At 60.9% G+C, this 21,751-nt stretch carries 17 protein-coding genes and 1 pseudogene; 7 read left to right on the top strand and 11 right to left on the bottom strand.

The window, feature by feature from the left end:
* Nucleotides 1–128: 128 nt before the first annotated feature.
* The 6 genes from bioD to ACYAS9_RS10985 all read left to right on the top strand — a co-directional run bounded on the left by bioD (nt 129) and on the right by ACYAS9_RS10985 (nt 7,423).
* Entirely contained in the window at nt 129–818 is a 690-nt protein-coding gene (gene bioD / locus ACYAS9_RS11010; protein ID WP_463568325.1) for a dethiobiotin synthase, read from the top strand.
* A 137-nt stretch (nt 819–955) separates the two neighbouring features.
* Complete coding sequence (locus ACYAS9_RS11005; protein WP_463568324.1) at nt 956–1,252, top strand: pyrroloquinoline quinone biosynthesis protein PqqE; 297 nt, start codon at nt 956–958, stop codon at nt 1,250–1,252.
* A 343-nt stretch (nt 1,253–1,595) separates the two neighbouring features.
* A complete protein-coding gene (locus ACYAS9_RS11000; protein WP_463568323.1) occupies nt 1,596–3,401 on the top strand; it encodes a phenylacyl-CoA dehydrogenase in 1,806 nt (601 codons plus the stop codon).
* A gap of 215 nt (nt 3,402–3,616) precedes the next feature.
* Complete coding sequence (locus ACYAS9_RS10995; RefSeq protein WP_463568322.1) at nt 3,617–4,915, top strand: GGDEF domain-containing protein; 1,299 nt, start codon at nt 3,617–3,619, stop codon at nt 4,913–4,915.
* Nucleotides 4,916–5,133: 218 nt separating this feature from the next.
* Nucleotides 5,134–6,912, top strand: a complete 1,779-nt coding sequence (locus ACYAS9_RS10990) for an acyl-CoA dehydrogenase C-terminal domain-containing protein (protein ID WP_463568321.1) — start codon at nt 5,134–5,136, stop codon at nt 6,910–6,912.
* 349 nt (nt 6,913–7,261) lie between these two features.
* Nucleotides 7,262–7,423 carry a YqaE/Pmp3 family membrane protein gene (locus ACYAS9_RS10985; RefSeq protein ID WP_045484381.1) on the top strand — a complete coding sequence of 54 codons (162 nt, stop codon included), beginning with the start codon at nt 7,262–7,264 and terminating at the stop codon, nt 7,421–7,423.
* A 14-nt stretch (nt 7,424–7,437) separates the two neighbouring features.
* On the opposite strand, the gene pqqD is transcribed toward ACYAS9_RS10985, so the two are convergent.
* The 9 genes and pseudogenes from pqqD to ACYAS9_RS10940 form a co-directional block, all read right to left on the bottom strand.
* Nucleotides 7,438–7,740 (bottom strand): pyrroloquinoline quinone biosynthesis peptide chaperone PqqD, encoded by a 303-nt coding sequence (gene pqqD / locus ACYAS9_RS10980; RefSeq protein WP_463568320.1) that lies wholly within the window; start codon nt 7,738–7,740, stop codon nt 7,438–7,440.
* Between the two features lie 155 nt (nt 7,741–7,895).
* On the bottom strand, nt 7,896–8,681 hold the full coding sequence (locus ACYAS9_RS10975) for a carbon-nitrogen hydrolase family protein (protein WP_463568319.1): 786 nt from the start codon (nt 8,679–8,681) through the stop codon (nt 7,896–7,898).
* A gap of 15 nt (nt 8,682–8,696) precedes the next feature.
* Nucleotides 8,697–10,376 (bottom strand): flavin monoamine oxidase family protein, encoded by a 1,680-nt coding sequence (locus ACYAS9_RS10970; RefSeq protein WP_463568318.1) that lies wholly within the window; start codon nt 10,374–10,376, stop codon nt 8,697–8,699.
* Nucleotides 10,377–10,523: 147 nt separating this feature from the next.
* Nucleotides 10,524–10,985: an Lrp/AsnC family transcriptional regulator gene (locus ACYAS9_RS10965; protein WP_463568317.1), complete on the bottom strand. Its 462-nt coding sequence runs from the start codon at nt 10,983–10,985 to the stop codon at nt 10,524–10,526.
* Between the two features lie 54 nt (nt 10,986–11,039).
* A complete protein-coding gene (locus ACYAS9_RS10960) occupies nt 11,040–11,951 on the bottom strand; it encodes a substrate-binding domain-containing protein (RefSeq protein WP_463568316.1) in 912 nt (303 codons plus the stop codon).
* 120 nt (nt 11,952–12,071) lie between these two features.
* A complete protein-coding gene (locus tag ACYAS9_RS10955) occupies nt 12,072–13,124 on the bottom strand; it encodes an FUSC family protein (protein ID WP_463568315.1) in 1,053 nt (350 codons plus the stop codon).
* 88 nt (nt 13,125–13,212) lie between these two features.
* Nucleotides 13,213–14,076, bottom strand: a complete 864-nt coding sequence (locus tag ACYAS9_RS10950) for a methyl-accepting chemotaxis protein (RefSeq protein ID WP_463568452.1) — start codon at nt 14,074–14,076, stop codon at nt 13,213–13,215.
* A pseudogene (locus ACYAS9_RS10945) lies at nt 14,068–14,838 on the bottom strand (MCP four helix bundle domain-containing protein); the annotation flags it as partial. The pseudogene ACYAS9_RS10945 and the gene ACYAS9_RS10950, both read right to left, overlap by 9 nt.
* Nucleotides 14,839–15,148: 310 nt before the next feature.
* On the bottom strand, nt 15,149–16,024 hold the full coding sequence (locus ACYAS9_RS10940) for an MBL fold metallo-hydrolase (protein WP_463568314.1): 876 nt from the start codon (nt 16,022–16,024) through the stop codon (nt 15,149–15,151).
* A gap of 98 nt (nt 16,025–16,122) precedes the next feature.
* Here ACYAS9_RS10940 and ACYAS9_RS10935 point away from each other — a divergent pair, with 98 nt between their 5' ends.
* Entirely contained in the window at nt 16,123–17,025 is a 903-nt protein-coding gene (locus tag ACYAS9_RS10935; protein ID WP_463568313.1) for a LysR family transcriptional regulator, read from the top strand.
* An 8-nt stretch (nt 17,026–17,033) separates the two neighbouring features.
* On the opposite strand, the gene ACYAS9_RS10930 is transcribed toward ACYAS9_RS10935, so the two are convergent.
* Nucleotides 17,034–18,257: a glycosyltransferase family 4 protein gene (locus ACYAS9_RS10930; protein WP_463568312.1), complete on the bottom strand. Its 1,224-nt coding sequence runs from the start codon at nt 18,255–18,257 to the stop codon at nt 17,034–17,036.
* A 31-nt stretch (nt 18,258–18,288) separates the two neighbouring features.
* Entirely contained in the window at nt 18,289–21,729 is a 3,441-nt protein-coding gene (locus ACYAS9_RS10925) for a beta strand repeat-containing protein (protein WP_463568311.1), read from the bottom strand.
* Nucleotides 21,730–21,751 lie beyond the last annotated feature (22 nt).

The following is a 21,751-nucleotide window of genomic DNA, read 5'->3' as shown; positions in this document are numbered from 1 at the left end:
ACAGAGACCGTAGGAGCGAGCGTAAAGCTCGCGAAGGGGGCGGTAGCTCCAACATATTCGTTGACTGAACGTCAGCATTCGCGAGCTCTACGCTCGCTCCTACGGATTCGGTGTCAGGTGGAAAACGTATGAGCGCTGCTTTTTTCATCGCTGGAACCGACACCGATATCGGCAAGACCACCATCGCCGCCGGCCTGTTGCAGGCGGCCCGGCGTGCTGGCTTGAGCACGGCAGCCGGCAAGCCGGTGGCGTCCGGTTGCGAGCTTACCGGCAACGGCCTGCGTAACAGCGATGCCCTGGCGTTGCTTGCGCAATGCACCGCGCCACTGGCGTATGAAGAGGTCAACCCGTTCGCATTCGAGCCGGCCATCGCACCGCATCTGGCCGCGCGCGAAGCGGGGCTGGAGTTGCGGGTGGCTGAGTTGCTGCCGCCGATGCAACGGCTGTTGGCGCGTGAAGCCGACTTCAGCCTGATCGAGGGCGCGGGCGGCTGGCGGGTGCCATTGAGTGGCGATGAACATTTATCCGACCTGGCGATTGCCCTGAAGCTGCCGGTCATTCTGGTGGTGGGCGTACGTTTGGGCTGCATCAGCCACGCGCTGCTGACGGCCGAGGCCATTGCCCGCGACGGTCTGGTGCTGGCCGGTTGGGTAGCCAATATCGTCGATGCCCAAACCTCGCGGCTGGAGGACAATCTGGCCACGCTGGTGGCGCAATTACCGGCGCCGTGCCTGGGGCAAGTCCCGCGACTGTTACAGCCTGTTGCTGAAACGGTGGCCGACTATTTGACACTTGAACCGCTGTCGCTGCTCAGGTGACTGATCTACAAGGCGCTTTGCCAATTGATCAAGATTTAACCTATTGCCGGGGCCACTACCATTAGTCTTTTTATGAGGCCTTTTGCCGGTATCCCTGTTTTAATAGGCCCTGCTTTCTATGAGCTGAGGATTGGCTTATGCAAATATCCATGAACAACACGCTTTATCCAGGCCTGAGTGCAATTCAGGTCGGGCAGAACCGTGTCGATCAGGCGGCCTCCCAGATCGCCAGCAACAACATCGAAGTGTCCGGCCGCAGTCAGTCTTCTGACTTCCAGCTGGAAAACCTGCGTTCGGTCGACCGCAGCCAGCGCTCCGATCTGCCTGCCAATATTGTCGAGCTTGAAGCCGGCAAATCGCAGGTCGAGGCGGGCGTTGCGGCGCAACGTGCCAGCAGCGAAGCGCTGGGTACGCTGATCGATACCTACGCCTGATCCACCTGCGTCGCTTCACCTTTAACGCCGTGCTTTTGTGCACGGCGTTGTCGTTTCTGCGTCCGCTGTAATCGCCGCGCTGTTTCATCCCGGCAACCCGCCGACCCTCGTCTAGACTTCCCTGATACATCCGTATGTGTGGCTGCAAGCCACGGCCTGTGTGGCTTTGCGCCTGTTCAAGACGCCCGCCGGGCAATGCGCTATTGACAAGGTCCGGGTGTAAACGTAAGTTTCAAACATCTGTTTGATCGGTAGACGGCGTACAACGCCAAGCGCGGTAAAAGCGTTCCCATCACGACCGGTCAGTCATTCATTCGGGATTCACCAGCAGAGGTTACAAGCTATGCCTGACTACAAGGCCCCCTTGCGTGATATTCGATTCGTGCGTGATGAGCTGCTGGGTTATGAAGCCCACTATCAGAGCCTGCCGGCTTGCCAGGACGCTACCCCCGATATGGTCGACGCCATCCTTGAAGAGGGCGCGCGGTTCTGTGAGCAGGTGCTGGCACCGCTGAACCGTGTGGGTGATACCGAAGGCTGTACCTGGAGCGAGTCGGGCGTGAAGACGCCGACCGGCTTCAAACAGGCGTACAAGCAATTTGTCGAAGGCGGCTGGCCGAGCCTGGCCCACGACGTGGACCACGGCGGTCAGGGCTTGCCGGAATCGCTGGGCCTGGCGATCAGCGAACTTGTCGGCGAGGCCAACTGGTCGTGGGGCATGTACCCGGGCCTGTCGCATGGCGCGATGAACACCATTTCCGAACACGGCACGCCCGAGCAGCAAGAGACGTACCTGACCAAGCTGGTGTCGGGTGAGTGGACCGGCACCATGTGCCTGACCGAATCGCACTGCGGCACCGACCTGGGCATGCTGCGCACCAAGGCCGAACCTCAGGCCGATGGCTCCTACAAGATCAGCGGCACCAAGATCTTCATTTCGGCCGGCGAACACGACATGGCCGATAACATCGTTCATATCGTGCTGGCGCGTCTGCCCGATGCACCGGCCGGCACCAAAGGCATTTCGCTGTTCATCGTGCCCAAGTTCCTGCCCGACGCCCAAGGCGCCATCGGTTCACGCAACGCCGTGGCCTGTGGTTCGCTGGAACACAAGATGGGCATTCACGGCAACGCCACCTGCGTGATGAACTTCGACGGCGCGACCGGCTTTTTGATCGGCCCGCCGAACAAGGGCCTGAACTGCATGTTCACCTTCATGAACACCGCGCGCCTGGGCACTGCGCTGCAAGGCCTGGCGCACGCTGAAGTGGCTTTCCAGGGTGGCCTGAAATACGCCCGCGACCGCCTGCAAATGCGCTCGCTGACCGGCCCCAAAGCCCCTGACAAGGCCGCCGACCCGATCATCGTTCACCCCGATGTGCGGCGCATGCTGCTGACCATCAAGGCCTTCGCCGAAGGTACCCGCGCGATGGTGTACTTCACCGCCAAGCAGGTCGACATCGTCAAATACAGCGAGGACGAAGAACAGCGTAAAGCCGCCGACGCGCTGTTGGCGTTCATGACCCCGATCGCCAAGGCGTTCATGACCGAGGTGGGCTTCGAAGCGGCCAACCATGGCGTGCAAATCTACGGCGGTCACGGTTTCATCGCCGAATGGGGCATGGAGCAGAACGTGCGCGACAGCCGCATCTCGATGCTGTACGAGGGCACCACCGGTATCCAGGCGCTGGACCTGCTGGGCCGCAAGGTGCTGATGACTCAAGGCGAGGCGCTCAAGGGTTTCACCAAAATCGTCCACAAGTTCTGCCAGGCCAACGAAGGCAACGAAGCCATCGCCGCATTCACCGCACCGCTGGCTGCGTTGAACAAGGAATGGGGCGAACTGACGATGAAAGTCGGCATGGCCGCCATGAAAGACCGCGAAGAAGTCGGTGCCGCCTCGGTGGATTACCTGATGTTCTCCGGCTACGTGTGCCTGGCCTACTTCTGGGCCGACATGGCACGTGCTGCGGCACAGAAACTGGCTGAAGGCACCTCGGAAGAGGCCTTCTACACCGCCAAGTTGCAGACGGCGCGCTTCTACTACCAGCGCATCCTGCCACGCACCCGCACCCATGCGGCGGCCATCGTGTCGGGCGCAGCTAACCTGATGGACATGAAAGAAGAGGACTTCGGCCTGGGTTACTGACAGGCTCCGGTTGACCACAAGCCCCCGCTCGCAAGACCGGGGGCTTTTTTATATCGGTTAAATAACCTTCACTTCTTTGCGATCAACCTTTGCCGATCCCTGCCGTTACAGAAATTAGTTGGCTATTTAGTTCCTACTGAATGCATTACTTACCCGTCGGAGGCACAATGCCATTATGCGGGCCATTTTCTGATGCCGAGTAGGAGACATCCCCCTTGTTGCGTCCATCTGCTGCACGATTGAGTCACTTTCTGCCTGCCGCCGTTCTGTTCGTAGGTGGCCTGGCGGCGGCCTATGTCAAAGACCTGAGTGTGTTCTTCACTTCTCTTTTCAATGTACTGCCCACTCTGGTGCTGTTGCTGGGCGGTGCGTATTGCGCGGTGTATCGCCGCCAGCGCGAACTGGCGCTGATGGTCACGGTGTACATCGCTTATTACTTGCTCGATACCCAGACCGATTTCTACCGTGACAACGGTGTAGTGCGCGAGGATGCGGCGGTGGTGTTCCACCTGATGTGCCTGCTGCTGCCGCTGATGTTCGGCCTGTATGCGGCCTGGGAGGAGCGCACGCATCTGTTCCAGGATCTGGTGGCTCGGCTGGCGGTGTTGCTGGTGGTCGGCGGTGTCGCATTGGGGCTGGAGCAGAGCTACCCGATCGAGGTGCAAAACTGGCTGGCCGACATTCGCTGGCCGGCGTTGCACGGCTCGTGGATGAGCCTGATCCAGTTGTCCTACGTGATGTTCCTGATCGCCTTCGGCGTGTTGACCTGGCAATACCTGAACAAGCCGCGCCCGCTGCATGCCGCGCAACTGGTCGGCCTGCTGGGATTGTTCTGGGCATTACCCAAGACCTTTATCCTGCCGTTCACCCTGAACATCATGTGCAGCCAGGTGATGCTGATGATTGCCGCGGCCGTCGCCCAGGAAGCCTATCAAATGGCCTTTCGCGACGAGCTGACCGGCCTGCCGGGGCGCCGGGCGCTCAACGAGCGTTTGCAGCGCCTGGGGCGCAACTATGTGCTGGCGATGAGCGATGTGGACCACTTCAAGAAATTCAACGACACCCACGGTCACGATGTCGGCGATCAGGTGCTGCGCCTGGTGGCCAGCAAACTTTCAAAGATCACTCAGGGCGGCGGCAAGGCCTATCGTTATGGCGGTGAAGAGTTCGCCATCGTGTTCTCCGGCAAGACGCTGGAGGAGTGCATGCCACACCTGGAAGTGGTGCGCGAAACCATCGCCAACTATCAGATTCAGTTGCGTAACCCCGAGAATCGGCCGCAGGACGACCAGCAGGGCCGACTGCGCCGTGGCAGCGCACAGACCGGCAGTGTTTCGGTGACCATCAGTATCGGCGTTGCCGAACGTCAGCCCGAACAGCGCACGCCCGACGAAGTGCTCAAGGCCGCCGACCAGGCGCTGTATGCCGCCAAAGGCGCCGGGCGCAACTGCGTGATTGCCTACGGACAGCCGCAAAAGCGCGGTTCTACGCGGGTGACCGATACGGTGAGTTGAACCGGGGCACTTTGTCCAAGGCACGGGCCGTCCTGCGGCACCGTGCTTTTTTATAGCTCTGGTATTTTTGTGACTATTTTATAAATAAAAGTCACAAGAGGACCCTATGTGTCGCAATAGTTGTTCGGCTACACTCGGACTCTTCGATTTCCGACCCGGTCTGAGGCTGGTCCGGTTTCATTGTTGATGTCTCTAGCTTCCCGTTCACGAGGTATGCCATGGCTGACTACAAAGCGCCGCTGCGTGATATGCGCTTCGTCCTTAACGAAGTGTTCGACGTCTCCAGGCTCTGGGCCCGGTTGCCGGCCCTGGCCGAGGTGGTCGACACCGAAACCGTCGATGCCATCCTTGAAGAAGCCGGCAAGGTCACCAGCAAGAGCATCGCGCCACTGAGCCGTAATGGTGACGAAGAAGGCTGCCACTGGAATGACACCGTCGTCACCACCCCGGCCGGTTTTCCAGAGGCGTACCGCACCTATGCCGAAGGTGGCTGGGTCGGCGTTGGCGGCAACCCGGAGTTCGGTGGCATGGGCATGCCCAAGGTGGTAGGCGCGCTGGTCGAAGAGATGCTCAACTCTGCCAGCCTGGCGTTCGGCCTGTACCCGATGCTGACGTCCGGGGCCTGTGTATCGCTTAACAATCACGCCAGTGAAGCACTCAAGGCCACGTACCTGCCCAATATGTACGCCGGCCTCTGGAGCGGTTCGATGTGCCTGACCGAAGCCCACGCCGGCACGGACCTGGGGATTATCCGCACCCGCGCCGAGCCTCAGGCGCATGGCATTTACACGATCAGCGGCAGCAAGATTTTCATCACCGGCGGCGAACACGACCTGGCCGAGAACATCATTCATCTGGTGCTGGCCAAGCTGCCCGATGCGCCGGCCGGGCCCAAGGGCATTTCGCTGTTTCTGGTGCCCAAGTTCCTGGTCAACGAAGACGGCAGCCTCGGTGAGCGTAACGCCGTCAGTTGCGGCTCCATCGAACACAAGATGGGCATTCAGGCTTCAGCCACCTGCGTGATGAATTTCGACGGGGCTGTGGGTTACCTGATCGGCGAGCCGAACAAGGGCTTGGCAGCGATGTTCACCATGATGAACTACGAGCGCCTGGGCGTTGGCATTCAGGGCCTGGCCTCGGGTGAGCGTTCTTACCAGAACGCCATCGACTATGCCCGCGAGCGCCTGCAAAGCCGCGCACCCACCGGCGCACAGAATCGCGACAAGGCCGCCGATCCGATCATCGTCCATCCCGATGTGCGGCGCATGCTGCTGACCATGAAAGCGCTCAACGAAGGCGGTCGCGCATTCACCGCCTATGTCGCGCTGCAACTGGACATCGCCAAGTACAGTGAGGATGCCCAGGAGCGCCAGCGTGCTGATGCTTTGGTGGCGCTATTGACCCCGGTGGCCAAGGCTTTCATGACCGATCTTGGGCTTGAGATCACGGTGCATGGCCAACAGGTTCTGGGTGGCCACGGCTACATTCGCGAGTGGGGCCAGGAACAGCTGGTGCGCGATGTGCGCATTACCCAGATCTATGAAGGCACCAACGGTATCCAGGCGCTGGATCTGGTCGGACGCAAGATCGTCGGCTCGCAAGGTGAGTGGTACCGCCTGTTTTCCGATGAGATACGCCACTTCATCGACAGCGAAGGCACTGGCCTTGCCGAGTTCATCGACCCGCTGCGGGCGGCGCTGGACAAGCTCGATGACCTGACCCGCTGGATACTGGAGCGCGCCCAGCACAACCCGAACGAAATCGGTGCGGCGTCCGTCGAGTATCTGCATCAGTTCGGCTACACCGCCTATGCCTGGATGTGGGCACGCATGGCGGGTGCTGCGCTGGGCAAAGAGACGCAGGATGAGTTCTACGCCAGCAAACTGGGCACCGCGCGCTTCTACTTTGCCCGGCTGCTGCCGCGCATTCATTCGCTCGATGCGTCGGTGCGGGCCGGCAGTGAATCGCTCTATCTGCTGGAGGCGTCTCAGTTTTGAACACCGGATTTTGAGAATCGTTGTCATTTTGTAAGCTTTGGCTTACACGCCGTGGTGACAAATAGCCTCTTCCGAAAAAAGGGATCCAAAGTTAATCTAACTACATGGACGTCGCGCAGGATGCGCAACCAAAATAACAGGGACACGTAGGGAAGCCTGCCAGGATGGTGGGAAGAAATGGATGTCAGGGAAACAGTCTGGAAAACCCCGCTTCGGCGGGGTTTTCTTTGTCTGCGTTTTTTATGTCCGGAATGAATAATGGCGGTAGGCCAGAAGGCACGGAACCCCTGTAGCGGCCAAGGGTCGATTGAGCACAGGCCATCAAGGCCCTTCAATCTGGAGCTTACCCATGGACATCATTCGCATCATTATCGCCATCCTGCTGCCTCCACTGGGCGTGTTCCTGCAAGTCGGCTTCGGCGGCGCTTTCTGGCTCAATATCCTGCTGACCCTGCTGGGCTACTTCCCCGGCATCATCCACGCCGTGTACATCATCGCCAGCCGCAAATAATCAGCAGGGTCTGCTCAACGGAGCACGATCCACTGCATGTCGTGTGCATGCCTGATGAACTCATCGACATCGATGCCCATTTCCGGCAGGTTCGGAAAGCGGCTGTGCAAGGTGTCGATGATCTGCTGAACGGTGCGCTGGCCATCGACCAAATGCCCTATTCGGGTTGTGTCGTCATCCAGGCGGATCATGCCGCCGGGTCGAATGTGCAATACATGGCCGTTGCGATCCGGCGCCAGCTCCAGGCTAGAGTCAGGATGCCAGTGCGGGGTGAGAGTACGATCCAGTTCTGAATGGTGCGCATGACCCAGTTTCATGGGGACTTCCTCTGCCAGACACAGTGCCCGCTCAGGTATTGACGGGCAGGCACTGCAATCCTCAAAAATGATCAAGCAACAGCGGATTGCCGGGCCTCAGGCAAAGTGTAGTCTCAGGCAAAGTATCGTGCCGCCGGGCGATCAGGTTGCTGACTTCACCGATACAACGACGGGCGACGATCCGCCAGATAATCATTCAGTGCCCGCGCCGCTTCGATAGGGTGTGCCTGCAGATCGGCAATCAACAACTGTTCATCGTGGGCTGCCAGCGCCGGGCGGCTGCCGTCCGGGCCGTTGAGGCTGCTCAGCCCGCAGTAATGCACCTGATCTTCGTTGCCACAATAATTGACGTAGGCCAGGTAGCACTGGTTCTCGAAGGCCCGCGCACGCACAGTGACTTCACAGACAAAATCGAACGGCACCATGTTCGCTGTCGGCACCAGAATCAAGTCGGCACCTGCCAGCGCCAGACGGCGCACGGTTTCGGGAAACTCCACGTCGTAGCAGATCAACAGCCCCAATCGCCAGCCATTCAGCTCGATCAGCGGAAACTGATCGCCGCCTGCGCTGAACATGCGCTTGTCCAGCTCGCCGAACAAATGGGTCTTGCGGTAATTGCCCAGCCGCGTGCCATGGCGGTCGATCAGTTGCGCTGAGTTGTACACCGCACCTTCTTCGCCACGCTCGGGGTAGCCATAGGCAATCGCCACGCCGGTGCTTCGGGCGATATCGGCAATCTGCTGCGCCGCCGGGCCGTCAGCGGACTGAGCAAGGCGTTGCACGGCGGGCGCGCCGATGTTGTAGCCGGTCAGGAACATCTCCGGGCACACCAGCAACTGCGCGCCTTGTTGCGCGGCCGCTTCGGCCTGGCGGGCAAGGCGCGCCAGGTTGGCGTCGACCTGCAGCGGCAACGGTGGGCATTGGTACAGGGCAATACGCATAAGCACCTCTTTACATCAATCGCCCAGCGCAATCGGGCCGATTTCATGGAATACATCGCCCGGCCCCGGATTGTCAGCGTGGGTCCGGCCACCGAAGTGGGTCATGATGCCCCATACCGCATTCAGCGAGGTCTGCACTGCGCCTTCGACCCAGGCCGGCGTCCAGGAAATATCATCCCCGGCCAGGAACATGCCGCGCTGTTCGCTGGGCAGATCCTGTTGCATGAAGTGCGCGTACATGCGCTGGTTATAGCGGTAATGCCCCGGCAGTGCGCCCTTGAAGGCACCGAGGAAGTTCGGGTCGGCTTCCCACGACACGGTGATCGGGTCGCCAATGATGTGCGCGGCGATGTCGACCTTGGGGTAGATCTTTTTCAGCGCATCGAGTGCCAGGCGCACGCGCTTGTCGATCGGTTGCGGCAGCATCTTCAGCGCATCGCTCATCCACGCATACGACAGGCAGATAACCCCCGGCTTGTCGTCGCCGTTGTCGAACAGATACGTGCCGCGGGTCAGGCGGTCGGTCAGGGTCATGCTCATCAGGTCGCGACCGGTTTCCGGGTCTTTGTCCTTCCAGAACGGGCGGTCGACCATCACGAAGGTTTTCGACGACTGCATATAGCGCGTGCGGTCCAGGGCCATCCACATCTTCTGCGAGAACAGCGATTCTTCGCATTCGATCTGCGTGGTCAACAGCCAGCTCTGGCAGGTGGTCAGCACCGCCGCATACTGGCGGGTGTCGCCCCAGTTGTCGGTGACGGCCAGGCGGCCGTCGGCGCTGCGGGCAATACGCTTGACCCCGGTGCGCGGCGCGCCGTGGTGCAGCGACGACAGGCTGGTGCCGGCCGGCCAGTGGGCGCAGCGTTCCGGTGCGTGGCGCCAGATGCCCAGCGGCACCTGCTGCACGCCACCGACGATCAGGTACTGGTTTTCATCGCAGTGGGTCATCACCACGCGAAAGATTTCCAGCATCGAGTTGGGAAAGTCCGAGTCCCAGCCGCCGGTGCCAAAGCCGACCTGGCCGAACACTTCGCGGTGGTAGAACGACAGTCTGGCGAAGGCCTTGGAGGTGGCGACGAAGTCATAGAAGGTGCGGTCGTCCCACAGCGGTACCAGCTCGTTCCACAACGCTTTGAGGCGCGGCACGTCGCGGTCGCGGATTGCCTGCTGGATCGCGGCAAATTGCGCGCCGCACTCCAGTGCATCGGCCCAGGCATCGGCCACTTCCTGAAACAGGGCCGGCAAGTCGCTGAGGCTTTGCGCGTAATAGGTGTTGCCTTCCAGATCGACCACGGTGCTGCCGCTGGCCGGTGTCAGCGGGTTGGGGAACGGCTGGGTCTCCAGGCCGAGCTTGTCGACATAGTGGTAAAAGGCGGTGCTCGAGGCCGGAAAGCGCATGCCGCCCAGCTCGGCAATGATGCCTTCTGCCCCTTCAAACGCCTGCGAGCGCAAGCGGCCGCCCATTTGTGCGGCCTCGTAGACCACCGGCTTCAGGCCCATCTTCATCAGCTCATAAGCCGCCACCATGCCGGCGATCCCGGCACCGACGATGGCCACCTCGCTACCGTGATGCTCGGCAGGGATGCTGCCCAGCCCGGCCGGATGGGTGATCCAGTCGTCGAAGGCAAAAGGGAAATCGGGGCCAAACATGGTGATCGGCTTTTCAACGTCTGCGCGGTGGCGAGTGTGTTTCATGACGGACGGCCCTGGTCGACTGCGGGTACGAATACGAAACAGTCTAGGCAGGTGCACGCACGTTAATAAGATGCAATGTGTTGTCGATCTGTCGAATGGTGCGTCGATATGACGAAGAGGCGCGTCATTGTGACGATCTCAGGCCCGTCAGACCGGCTGACTGCGGTCGACCTTGCTGCTGAGGATGATCGAGGTGGTGGTCTTTTCGACGCCATCGACGCTGCCGATCAGGTCGAGCAACTGGTCGAGCTGTTCAGGTGAGTCGGTGCGCAGCCAGGCCACATAATCGAACTCGCCACTGACCGCGCACAACTGCTGAACCTGGGCCAGGCAGCTGAGCCTGCGCAGCACTTCCTTGCCCGAACGCGGTTGCACGGTAATGCCGACATAGGCCTGCAAGCCGCCATCGGCCACCCGCTGGCCGAGGCGTACACCGTAGCCGGTGATGACCTTGCTCTTTTCCAGCCGCGCCAGGCGCGAGGTCACTGTGGTGCGGGCAATGCCCAGTTGCCGGGCCAGCACCGCCACGCTCTCGCGGGCATTGAGCTGCAAGGCGGCGATCAACTGGCGATCGATTTCATCGAGAACAGGCGGGCGAAGGGCAGACAAGGGCATCTCCTGACAGGGCCATGCATGTTAGGAGATTACCCGACCCGACGGCGATCACTTACGCACAAACTGCTGATAATTCTCTGCCGTCACCAACTGGGTTTCGAGCCACACATCGCCCTGGATCGGCTGTTTACTGACCAGTGCCAACGCGGTGTCGACGGCCTTGGCGCCCATGGCCAGCGGGTCGCGGAAGACGCTGACGGTGAGCATCCTGTTCTTGATCGCCATCAAACCATCGGGCGTGCCGTCGATGCCGCCGACCAGCACATTCGATTGCCCGGCGGACTTGAGCGCCATGGCCGCGCCGATGCCCATTTCGTCGTTGTTGGAGGCAACGGCGTCGATCTTCTCGCCCGACACCACCCAGCTGTTCATGATGTTCATGCCCTGGTCGCGCTGCCAGTCGCCGCTCTGTTGTTCGACCACCTTGATGTCCGGGTATTTGCCCAGCACGTCCTTGACCCCGTCGGTGCGCTTGCGGGTGTCACTGTGTGCCAGGCGGCCGAGGATGATCGCCAGGTTGCCCTTGCCATTCATCTTCTCGGCCAGATACTCCATTTGCATGCGGCCGATGGCGCGCTCGTCGGTGCCGACGAACACCACGCCGTCGGGCAGGGTGTCGACTTCGGGGCGGCTGTTGACGTACACCAGCGGGATGCCGGCCTGTTTGACCTTGTCGGTGATGCGCTTGGTGGCGGCGGTGTCGGCGGGGTTGACGATGATTGCGTCGACCTTCTGGTTGATAAAGCTTTCAACCTGGCTGAGCTGGCGGCCGACATCGCTGGCCGAGTCTTCGACTTGCAGGCGCACGCCGTCAGGCGACTGCCTGGCCTGATCCTGCATGGCGCCGACGAGGTAGGAAATGTAGTTGTCGAGGTTGCCGACCGTGACGCCGATTCGCAGCTCTGCATGGGCCGCCATCGACATGGCCAGCGCGCAGGCGCCGAGCAAGACTCGTTTCATGGTGTGATCCTGTCCGTGTTGTTGTTTGTATGGGGATGGGATCGACACTAATGGAATATAAATTCTGGATCAATATTGCTTCAAAAATTATTTTCCATATTGATCATGAAGCGTTTCAAGTCATAGCTTCCAGCGCCGCGCGGTCTTGTCCAGGCGTGCCTGCAACTGCTCCAGCGTGTGCGTCAGTTGCTCGGTCATCAGCCGGTAACCGGTCAGTTCTGCGGGGATTACCACCGGCGTGGGCGACTCGAAGTTGCGCTTGAGGTGTTCGGTGGCGCCGGTCTGCAATGCCCTCGCCATGCCCAGCAGACGCCGACGGTTCTGGCGGTAATCGGCATCCAGCGCGGCCTTGAGTTCAGGCCCTGGATTGGCCGGGCGGCTATTGCCGAGAATCTCCAGCAGGCTCAGGCACATGCGGAACTGGCTCTGCATGGTGTCCAGCTCGACCATGGAAATCTTCACTTCCTTGGACACCGACGGCAGCAGCGAGCGCAGTTGCAGCATGGTGGCGTTGAGGCTGGCGGTGAGCTTGAGGTGTTCGTCGGCGGTCACCGACTGGCCGTGGCTGATGCGCCCATACACCTTGGCGCAGTCGCGCAGGCCGCTGGCCAGGTTGTAGCGCCAGGAGAACACCGCATACAGCGGCAGCGCGAAGGAAAACGCCAGCGCCAGGGCGATACCGATGAGGATATCCACCGTGCGCCACAGCCCGTCGCTGATCGGGTTGACGCCATGGCCGGCAACGATGAACAGGGTGATCGCCGACAGCAGCGCGGTATAGCCGCCCTTGCCGATGGCGTGGTAAGCAAAGAAGCCGCACATCACTGACATCAGGCAGTAGGTCAGCAAGGACATTTCCAGATAGCCCTGTTGCACCACCACCAACAGCCCCAACCCCGCACCAATCAAGGTGCCGTAGGCGCGCTCGACAGATTTCTTGCGGATATTGCCGTGGTGTTGCAAACCGCCAATGACGATCAGCATGGTCACCGATGCCCATTCGCCGTGCGGCAGGCTCAGGCCGCTGGTCAGCAGGATCGACACCAGCAAGCCGACCGCAATGCGCGCGGCGTGGATCAGGCGGGCGTGGCGGTAACGGCGATACGGGTCCAGCAAGGGCCGCAGCACAGGGCGCAGCCAGGAGGGAATGGAAGCAGGGCGGATAGTGAACATGCGTGAGCGAACCGTCGGCGAAGGAATATGCAGTAAGCCATAACTGGAAATGGCGCTGCCATTACTGACAGCGCTTTAGTGAAAACGATCAGACCCGGAATTTCGAGACCATGGCGTTCAGGCCCACCGCCAGGCTCGACAGCTCCTGGCTGGCGGCGCTGGTCTGGTTGGCGCCGGCAGATGTCTGCAGCGACAGGTCACGGATATTCACCAGGTTGCGGTCGACCTCGCGCGCCACCTGCGCCTGCTGCTCCGAGGCGCTGGCAATCACCAGGTTGCGCTGGTTGATCGAGGTGATCGACCCGGCAATCAGCGCCAGTGCATCGTTGGCAGCGCGCGCGACTTCCAGCGTGGTGTCGGCACGCTGGCGGCTGCTGGACATCGCACCGACGGCGCGCTCGGAGCCCGACTCTATGCCGCCAACCATGCTGGCAATTTCCTGGGTCGATTGCTGGGTGCGATAGGCCAGGGCCCGCACTTCATCGGCAACCACGGCAAAGCCGCGTCCGGCTTCCCCTGCACGTGCCGCCTCGATGGCGGCGTTCAGGGCCAGCAGGTTGGTCTGTTCGGCAATCGAGCGGATCACATCCAGCACCCGACTGATCTCATTGACCCGGCCGGCCAGTTGCTCGATTTCATCGGACGTCGTTACCACATCGGCGACCAGATACTGGATCGATTCCAGCGCCTGATTGACCTTGGCGCGGCCTTCGGCGGTGCCCTTGTCGGCGTCTCTGGAGGCCTCGGCGGTGATCACCGCATTGCTCGCGACTTCTTCGACGGCCGTGGTCATCTGGTTGACGGCGGTGGCCGCCTGTTCGATCTCGGCATTCTGCTGGTGCAAGCCGCGGCTGGCATCCTCGGTGACTGAGTGCAGCTCTTCAGAGGCCGAAGCCAGTTGGTCCGAGGAGGCGGCAATCTGGCCGATGGTGTCGCGCAGATTGTGTTGCATGCGGCGCAAGGCATTAAGCAACTGCGCCGGCTCGTCGGCGCCGCTGACCTGAATGTCTTGCGTCAGGTCGCCATCGGCCACCCGGTCGGCCACGCTCACGGCATCGGCCAGTGGCTTGACGATGCTGCGGGTCAGGGCGATGGCGATCACGATCATTGCCAGCAGGATGGCCAGCAAGGCACAGACGATAATGACGAATGCCTCATCGAAGGTATCGCTGCTGACACTGGAGGAGGCGATGGCGCCGTCGGCGTTGTAACGGCTAAGCGTATTCAGCGAGGTCATCATCGCGTCGGCGTATTCGGCCAGCGGGCCGTTGATCTGCGCCACGGCTTCATCGCGCCGGCCGTTCTCTATGGCGGTCAGGACATTTTTCTGCAGGTCATGGTAACGCTCGCTGCGGGTGCGGAAGTCGTCGAACAGGGCGCGGTCTTCAGGCACCTGAATGGTGTCTTCGTAGGCCTTCATGTCCTTGGGCAGGCTCTGATTGATGGTGCGAACCAGTGCCACATTCTTGTCGCGTTCGATGGGGCTCTCTTGCAGCACGCTGCGCAAGGTCACCGCGCGGGCGCGGCCCAGATTGGTACCGATATCGCCCAGCACGAGTACCGCCGGCAGCCAGACCTCTCGCACCTCATCAGTCGCGGTGTCCATCCTTTTTGCCTGAAACAGCGCGGTCAGCCCCATGGCCAGGACCAGCGCGCCCAACAGCAGGAAAATGAGCGCGGCCCGTTTCCCGACTGGCAAGTTTCTCAAGTTCATTACTTCTTCCTTTTGGCAGTTTTCAGGCGACGCACAACCCTGCGCGCCTGGTGCAGTCCGTGATTGAACCGATGAGACAGGCTTCGCCCGTACAGGCAGTTGACGCCTGAACTGGAAACCGTGGGATGGGCCTTGGCCGGGAGCAAGGCTGCTTGAGTGTTGTTCGCGATTGGAACAAGCAGGGTGCCTGGCTAGCTTTTCTTGTAGGACAATCCAATGATGGCTAATAGCCTTGATCGATACAAGCGAAATTACCGTTCGGGCCATGGATGCCCGAACGGCTTGTACAGCGTTTACCAGCAGTGTGCGGTTACCAGCTCATTTCACCCTTGGCCACTTTGGCGCTCAGTTCCAGGCTGGACTCTTCACCCAGGCCTGGGTAGTGCGCTTTCATGGCCTCGATCAGCGCCTTGGCGTCTTTGCTTTTGGCGGTTTCCTTGTCGAAGATGCGGATATAGTCGGCGGTGAACGCCGGCGATTCGGCCGGGCTCTGGGGGCCGGGCAGGGCATGGCCCGGCACGATGATCGACGGCTTGAGACCTTCGATAGTGGCCAGCGTGGCCAGCCAGTCCTGATGCGACTTGGCGCTCTGGGTATCGGCCATCCATACATGCTGATTACTCGACAGCACCACGCCACCGACCACGGCCTTGATCGACGGAATCCACACAAAGCTGCGATCAGGCTGCGGGCCATCCAGGCCGATCACCTCCAGCGCCTGGCCTTCCAGCTCGAGACGGTTGCCTTTGAGCACCTTGGGCACGATCAACTTGCGCGGCGCATCCGCGCCCAGTTTCGGACCCCAATAAGCGAGCTTGTCTTTCATGGTGTGCTGGATGTGCTCGACGGTCGGCGCGCTGGCCAGCACCTCGACATTCGGGAAGGCAGCGACCAGGGTGTCGAGGCCGAAATAGTAGTCCGGGTCGCCGTGGCTGATGTAGATGCTCTTGAGCTGCTTGCCGCTGCGCTTCACGTTCTCTACCAGTTTCTCGGCCTGGCCCTTGCCGAACTGGGCATCGATCAGGATGGCGTCATGCTCGCCGGTGACCAGCACCGAAGCCACCGGAAAAATGGCTTCGTGGCCTGGGTTATAGGCCTCGACTTTCAATGGTTGGGCGGCAAACACGCTGGCGCTCAGGCTCAGGGACAGACTGGCGAGCAGGGGCGAAAGAAAGGACTTGGACATGGCGGACTCCAATGCAGGGAGCGCAAACGATAGTTGCTGTAATCGATAAGAAAAATGCTAGATTCCCGCCATGTTTGTTGCGCAAAACGGACGAATCAATGGATCGAATGCTCGCCATGCAGGTGTTTGTCACCGTGGTCGAATGTGGCAGCCAGACCGCGGCCGCTGAAAAGCTCGGGCTGTCGCGCCCGGTGGTGTCGCGCTGCCTGCAGGATCTTGAAGCCTGGCTGGGCGGTCGCGTGCTGCACCGCACCACACGGCGGCTGGCGCTGACCAGCATCGGCAGCGAGGTCCTGCCCAGATGCCGGCGCTTGCTGGAACAGGCAGCAGACATCCAGGCCTGCGTCGCGCAGCCCGAAGATGAACCGCGTGGGCAATTGCGTGTGACCTGCAGCACCTCGTTCGGCCAGGCTCAACTGACGGCGGCGGTGGCGGCGTTTGTGGTGCGTTACCCGCGGGTCAAAGTCGACCTGCAACTGTTCGACCGCACCGTCAATCTGGTCGAAGAAGGCATCGACCTGGCGATCCGCATCAGCGACGAGATCGACCCGCACCTGATCGCCCGGCGCCTGGCCACTTGCGACTCACGGGTCTGCGCCTCGCCGCAGTACCTCAAGCGCCATGGCACACCGATCCGGGCCGAAGACCTGGAGCAGCACAACTGCCTGACCCACGCTTATCACGACAACGCCCTGTGGCGTTTCGAACGCAACGGCGAGCCGCTGGCCGTGAGCGTCAGTGGCGCGATCAGCAGCAACGATGCCGTGGCCCTGATGCAGGCCGTGCTCAATCATGCCGGCATCGGTTTGCTGCCCACTTATCTTGTCGCGCCGCTGATTCGCAGCGGCCGGCTGGTGTCATTGCTGCCCGATCACTGGCCCACCAGCATGGGTATTCATGCGGTGTACGCCTCACGCAAACACATGCCGGTGGCACTGCGCGCGTTGCTGGATTTTCTGGTGGAACGGTTTGCCGATACGGGGGATTGGGCGGGGGCGTAAGGGCCACGCTACCCGCGCAATTTATCCAGTATCTGTGGCAGACAAACGCTTTTGAGGTCATAGCGTTCGACGATGGTCGTTCGCGCAGTGTTGCGCAGCGCTTGGTACCGGGCTGGATCGGCAAGCACTTCGGCGACTCTGTCGGCCAGCCGTTCATGGTCGAAGAAGTCGACGAGCAGGCCGTTGATGCCGTCTTCGATAACCTCCGTGACCGGCGCAGTGTCGGACGCTATCAGCAGGCAGCCGGCGGCCATGGCTTCGAGCATCGACCACGAGAGCACGAAGGGATAGGTCAGGTAGATATGCGCTGCCGAGATCTGCAGGATCTTCAGATAGTCGGCATAGGACAGTGTGCCGACGAAGAACACCCGGCTCCAGTCGACCTTGTCCTGCACCTCGGCGCAGTAGCGTTTTCGGTAAGTCTGGCCTTCGGGCAGGCGTTCGCCGTAGCTTACGCCGTCGCCGCCGACAAGGATGATTCGGGCGTTTGGCCGCAGCGCCTGAAGCCTGGGCAGGCTGCGCATGAAGGTGTGGAATCCGCGGTACGGCTCCAGATTGCGGGCGATATAGGTCACGATCTCATCGCCCGGCTGGAACCGCTGGCCATTGATGTCGACCCAGGCGTCAGGGTCGGGTTTGACGACTTGGGTATCGATGCCTTCATGGATGACGTCGATCTTGTGTTGCAGCTCCGCCGGGTAGCGCGATTGCTGCCAGCGGGTGGGCGAGATGCCCTGATCGCAGCCGATCAGGCTGTGCAACTGGGTACTGTTCTTGAGGCGAACGCGCAGCCGGTCATCCAGGCTGCTGGGGAATTGCGGGTCGAAACCGACATCGCCTCCCGTGCCGTGGTAGTAGTACTCGAAGTACTGAATGATCCGCGCCTGAGGGAAAACGTCTTTCAGAAACAGACCTTCTCCCCAGCCGGGATGGGCGACGATGACATCCGGCTGCCAGCCTTCGTCATCGCGCAGTTTCAACAGCACCCGGACAATGCTTTGTCCACGGCGTACGTGCCCTTCGAAGTCTTGCAGGTAGTGATGGGTCTGCTTGTGCCCGCCGGCCCCGCGCTCATAGCCCAACAGGCGAATGCGCGGGTGCAAGACGCCCCGGGCCTTGAGGTTGGACGTCTCGCCGAGGGCAACCACTTCGTTTTCCAGACCTTCGGCCAGCGCCTTGGCGACATGGCGAAACTGGCCGGGGAAGTTCTGGTGAATGAAGAGGTAGCGCATTAATTGATCATCTTCCCGGGTGCAAGGTAAGTCAGAGAACCAGATCGGTCGTGCTCAAGGTGGGCACGCCAAGCAGTTGTATCGCGAACTCGGCCTCTGCGTCGGCATCGATGTTGCCATAGAGCACCTGCGCCTTGTTGTCGAAATACAGATCGCCCACCGACGTGAAGCGGCCCGAGAACGCAGCACCTACGATCAACGAGTCGAAAGCATCGTTGGTGAGGGTCGCGGTGTTGGCGTCTATGGTCGACAGGTCGATCTTGTCCTGACCGCGAACAAAGCCTGAAATGACATCCCAGGTGGCGCTGGTGATGCCTGTTTCGGAGGCCGCATTGAAGTCGAAAACGTCGTTGCCGGCGCCGCCTGCCAGAGTGTCCTTGCCGGCACCACCGATCAGCGTGTCGTTGCCATCGCCGCCCGACAGGCTGTCGTTGCCTGTGCCGCCGTTGAGCACGTTGCTGCCGGCGCTGCCGGTCAGGATGTCGTTGAAGTTCGAGCCAGTGAGGTTTTCGATATTCACCAGCGTATCGGTGCCCGAGCCCAGCGTGGCCTGGGCCGTAGTAATCGCCAGGCTGACTTTTACTGCGCTACCGGCGCCGGCATAAGAAACCGTGTCGATTTCCTTGCCGGTGCCGCCAATGATGACGTTGTTGCCCGCGCCGGCATACAGGGTGTTGCTGAGGCTGTTGCCGGTGATGTCGGCGGCTGCCGTGGTGCTGATGCGGCCGTTCTCGATATTGGCGCCCAAGGTGTAGCCACTGAACTGTACGTTGACCGTGTCGGTGCCTTCGCCGGCTTTCTCGATGATGACATCGCTGCTGCTGTTGATCACATAGGTGTCGTCGCCGGCACCGCCGATCAGCGTGTCATTGCCCAGGCCGCCATCCAGCACGTTATTGCCGCTGGAGCCGGTGAGGCTGTCGTTGTTGCCGGAGCCTGTCAGGTTTTCAAAGCCGGAAAGGATGTCGGAGCCGGAGCCTCCAGTAGCCTGCGCTGTGGTGACTGCCAGGCTGACCTTCACTCCGTTGCTGCCGGTAATGCCGTACAGATAAGACAGCGTGTCGATGCCGGCGGCGCCGGCCAGAACGTTATTGCCAGCGCCGGCATGGATGACGTTGTTCAGAGCGTTGCCGTACAGATTCGAGGCGGTTGTAGTGAAGATGCGGCCATTCTCGACGTTGGCGCTCAGCGTGTAGCTGCTCGTGTAGCTGTACACGGTGTCGGTGCCTGCCCCGACGGCTTCGGTGACCACATCGGCGTTCTGGCGCACATAGTAAATATCGTTGCCAGCACCACCGGCCATGCTGTCATTGCCGGCGCCGCCATCGAGTACGTTGTTGCCGGCACTGCCGGTCAGCGTGTCGTTGAAATTCGAGCCGGTGAGGTTCTCGATGTTGATCAGGGTATCTGTGCCGGACCCCAGCGTGGCCTGGCCGGTAGTGATCGCCAGGTTGACCCGGACCGCGCTTGCGGCATCGGCATAGGAGGCAGTGTCGATCTCTGTGCCGGTGCCACCCATGATGACGTTATTGCCCGCGCCCGCATAAAGCGTGTTGCTGAGGCTGTTGCCAGTGATATTGGCGGCGGCCGTGGTGCTGATACGGCCATGCTCGATGTTGGCGCCCAGCGTGTAGCCGCTGAACGACACGTTAACCGTATCGATGCCGGCACCGGCGTTTTCAATGATGACGTCGGCGCTGCTATCGATCACGTAGGTATCGTCGCCTGCGCCGCCAACGAGGGTGTCGCTACCCAGCCCGCCATCCAGCACGTTATTACCGCTGGAACCGGTGAGGCTGTCGTTATTGCGCGAGCCGGTCAGGTTCTCGAAGCCGGCGAGGGTATCGGTGCCAGAGCCCGCCGTGACTTGCGCGACGGCGCTGGCCAGGCTGACTTTCACGCCGTTGTTGCCGGTGACGCCGTACAGATACGAAAGGGTATCGGTGCCTGCACCGCCAGACAGTTTGTTATTGCCGGTGCCCGCGTAGATCACGTTGTTCAGGCTGTTGCCGGTGAGGTTGGCTGCGTTGCCGGTCGTGATGCGGCCGTTCTCGACATTGGCCGACAGGGTGTAGTCGCTGACCGTGGAGAGCACCGTGTCAGTGCCTTCGTTGAGCTTCTCGATGACTACATCGCTGATGTTGTCGACGTAATAAATGTCGTTGCCGAGACCGCCGGTCATGGAGTCGGCACCCTGGCCGCCGTTAAGGACGTCGTCTCCGAAGCCGCCGGTCAGGGTATCGGCTTTGGCTGTGCCTTCGATTGATAGACCTTTGAAGTTGCTGCTGTCGACGGCTGTGGCCAGGACATTTTGCAGAGTGATTGCAGTGTGCCAGGTGTATTGAGTGCCAGCGGCGCCGTCTTCGTCGTACTGGAGAAGGGTATTGTTGCCGCTCTGAATCAGGCGCAGGTAGCCGTTGGCGGAGTCGAACGGATTACCGCCCTGATAGCCGAGACCATTGGCTGCGCTATGGTCGAGCAGTGCGTCGACGTTGATCAGGTCGCCGCCTGCTCCGGCGGCGAAGTCGGTGACTGTCAGTCGATAAGCAGCATTGCCTGACTGGAACTCATAGGTGTCGCGGCCGGCCCCACCCGACATCACGATCGAGTTGTTGTTGCCCGATATAAAAGCGCGAAGCAGGTCATCACCGGCGCCTCCGTTTATGCGCACGATTTGTGCCTGGGAGTAATCGTAAATCTGGACTTCAAAGGTATCGTTGCCGGCGCCGCCGAGCAGGGTATCGTTGCCTTCCCCGCTTTTGACGTAAAAAATGTCATCCCCGGCGCCACCATCGATGCTGTCGTTGCCAGCATCGCCGTTCAGGTAGTAATCGTTACCGCTGCCGCCGAAAATAGTGTCGTTGCCGGCTCCGCCCTGGATGGAGTCGCCACCCCATGGGCCGCCTTCATCACCGCCCACGATCCAGTCGTTGCCGCCACTGCCCAGGATTGTGTCGCTGCCTTTGCCGCCCAGAATGGTGTCGTTGAAGTTGCTTCCTGCAAGCCTTTCCGACTCATCGGTGCCGACGACATTCAAGCCTGGAACAGCTGTGCCGTCCGGTTTTATGCCATTGGTAAAGTTATCGGCGCTCAATGCTGTTGCCAGCACGTTTTGCAGAGTGATTGCGGTGTGCCAGGTGTATTGAGTGCCGACGGCGCCGTCTTCGTCGTATTGGAGCAGGGTATTCTTGCCGTCCTGGATCAGGCGCAGGTAGCCGTTGGCGGAGCCGAACGGATTGCCGCCCTGATAGCCGAGGCCATTGGACGCGCTATGGTCGAGCAGTTCGTCGACGTTGATCAGATCGCCGCCGGCTCCGGTGGCGAAGTCGGTGACTGTCAGTCCATAAGCAGCATTGCCTGACTGGAACTCATAGGTGTCGCGACCGGCCCCACCCGACATCACGATCGAGTTGTTGTTGCCCGATATAAAAGCGCGAAGCAGGTCATCACCGGCGCCTCCGTTTATGCGCACGATTTGTGCCTGGGAGTAATCG

This window comes from Pseudomonas sp. HP_08, assembly GCF_055284095.1.
Note: the sequence above shows the minus strand (reverse complement) of the source record. Positions and strands in the feature narration are given on the sequence as shown.

Coding starts and splice junctions, on each gene's coding strand:
- ACYAS9_RS10990 (WP_463568321.1), top strand. CDS start 5,134: ATGGCTGACTACAAAGCGCCGCTGCGTGATATGCGCTTCGTCCTTAAC.
- ACYAS9_RS10960 (WP_463568316.1), bottom strand. CDS start 11,951: ATGAAACGAGTCTTGCTCGGCGCCTGCGCGCTGGCCATGTCGATGGCG.
- bioD (WP_463568325.1), top strand. CDS start 129: ATGAGCGCTGCTTTTTTCATCGCTGGAACCGACACCGATATCGGCAAG.
- ACYAS9_RS10950 (WP_463568452.1), bottom strand. CDS start 14,076: ATGCAACACAATCTGCGCGACACCATCGGCCAGATTGCCGCCTCCTCG.
- ACYAS9_RS10985 (WP_045484381.1), top strand. CDS start 7,262: ATGGACATCATTCGCATCATTATCGCCATCCTGCTGCCTCCACTGGGC.
- ACYAS9_RS10975 (WP_463568319.1), bottom strand. CDS start 8,681: ATGCGTATTGCCCTGTACCAATGCCCACCGTTGCCGCTGCAGGTCGAC.
- ACYAS9_RS10930 (WP_463568312.1), bottom strand. CDS start 18,257: ATGCGCTACCTCTTCATTCACCAGAACTTCCCCGGCCAGTTTCGCCAT.
- ACYAS9_RS10955 (WP_463568315.1), bottom strand. CDS start 13,124: ATGTTCACTATCCGCCCTGCTTCCATTCCCTCCTGGCTGCGCCCTGTG.
- pqqD (WP_463568320.1), bottom strand. CDS start 7,740: ATGAAACTGGGTCATGCGCACCATTCAGAACTGGATCGTACTCTCACC.
- ACYAS9_RS10940 (WP_463568314.1), bottom strand. CDS start 16,024: ATGTCCAAGTCCTTTCTTTCGCCCCTGCTCGCCAGTCTGTCCCTGAGC.
- ACYAS9_RS11005 (WP_463568324.1), top strand. CDS start 956: ATGCAAATATCCATGAACAACACGCTTTATCCAGGCCTGAGTGCAATT.
- ACYAS9_RS10935 (WP_463568313.1), top strand. CDS start 16,123: ATGGATCGAATGCTCGCCATGCAGGTGTTTGTCACCGTGGTCGAATGT.
- ACYAS9_RS10970 (WP_463568318.1), bottom strand. CDS start 10,376: ATGAAACACACTCGCCACCGCGCAGACGTTGAAAAGCCGATCACCATG.
- ACYAS9_RS11000 (WP_463568323.1), top strand. CDS start 1,596: ATGCCTGACTACAAGGCCCCCTTGCGTGATATTCGATTCGTGCGTGAT.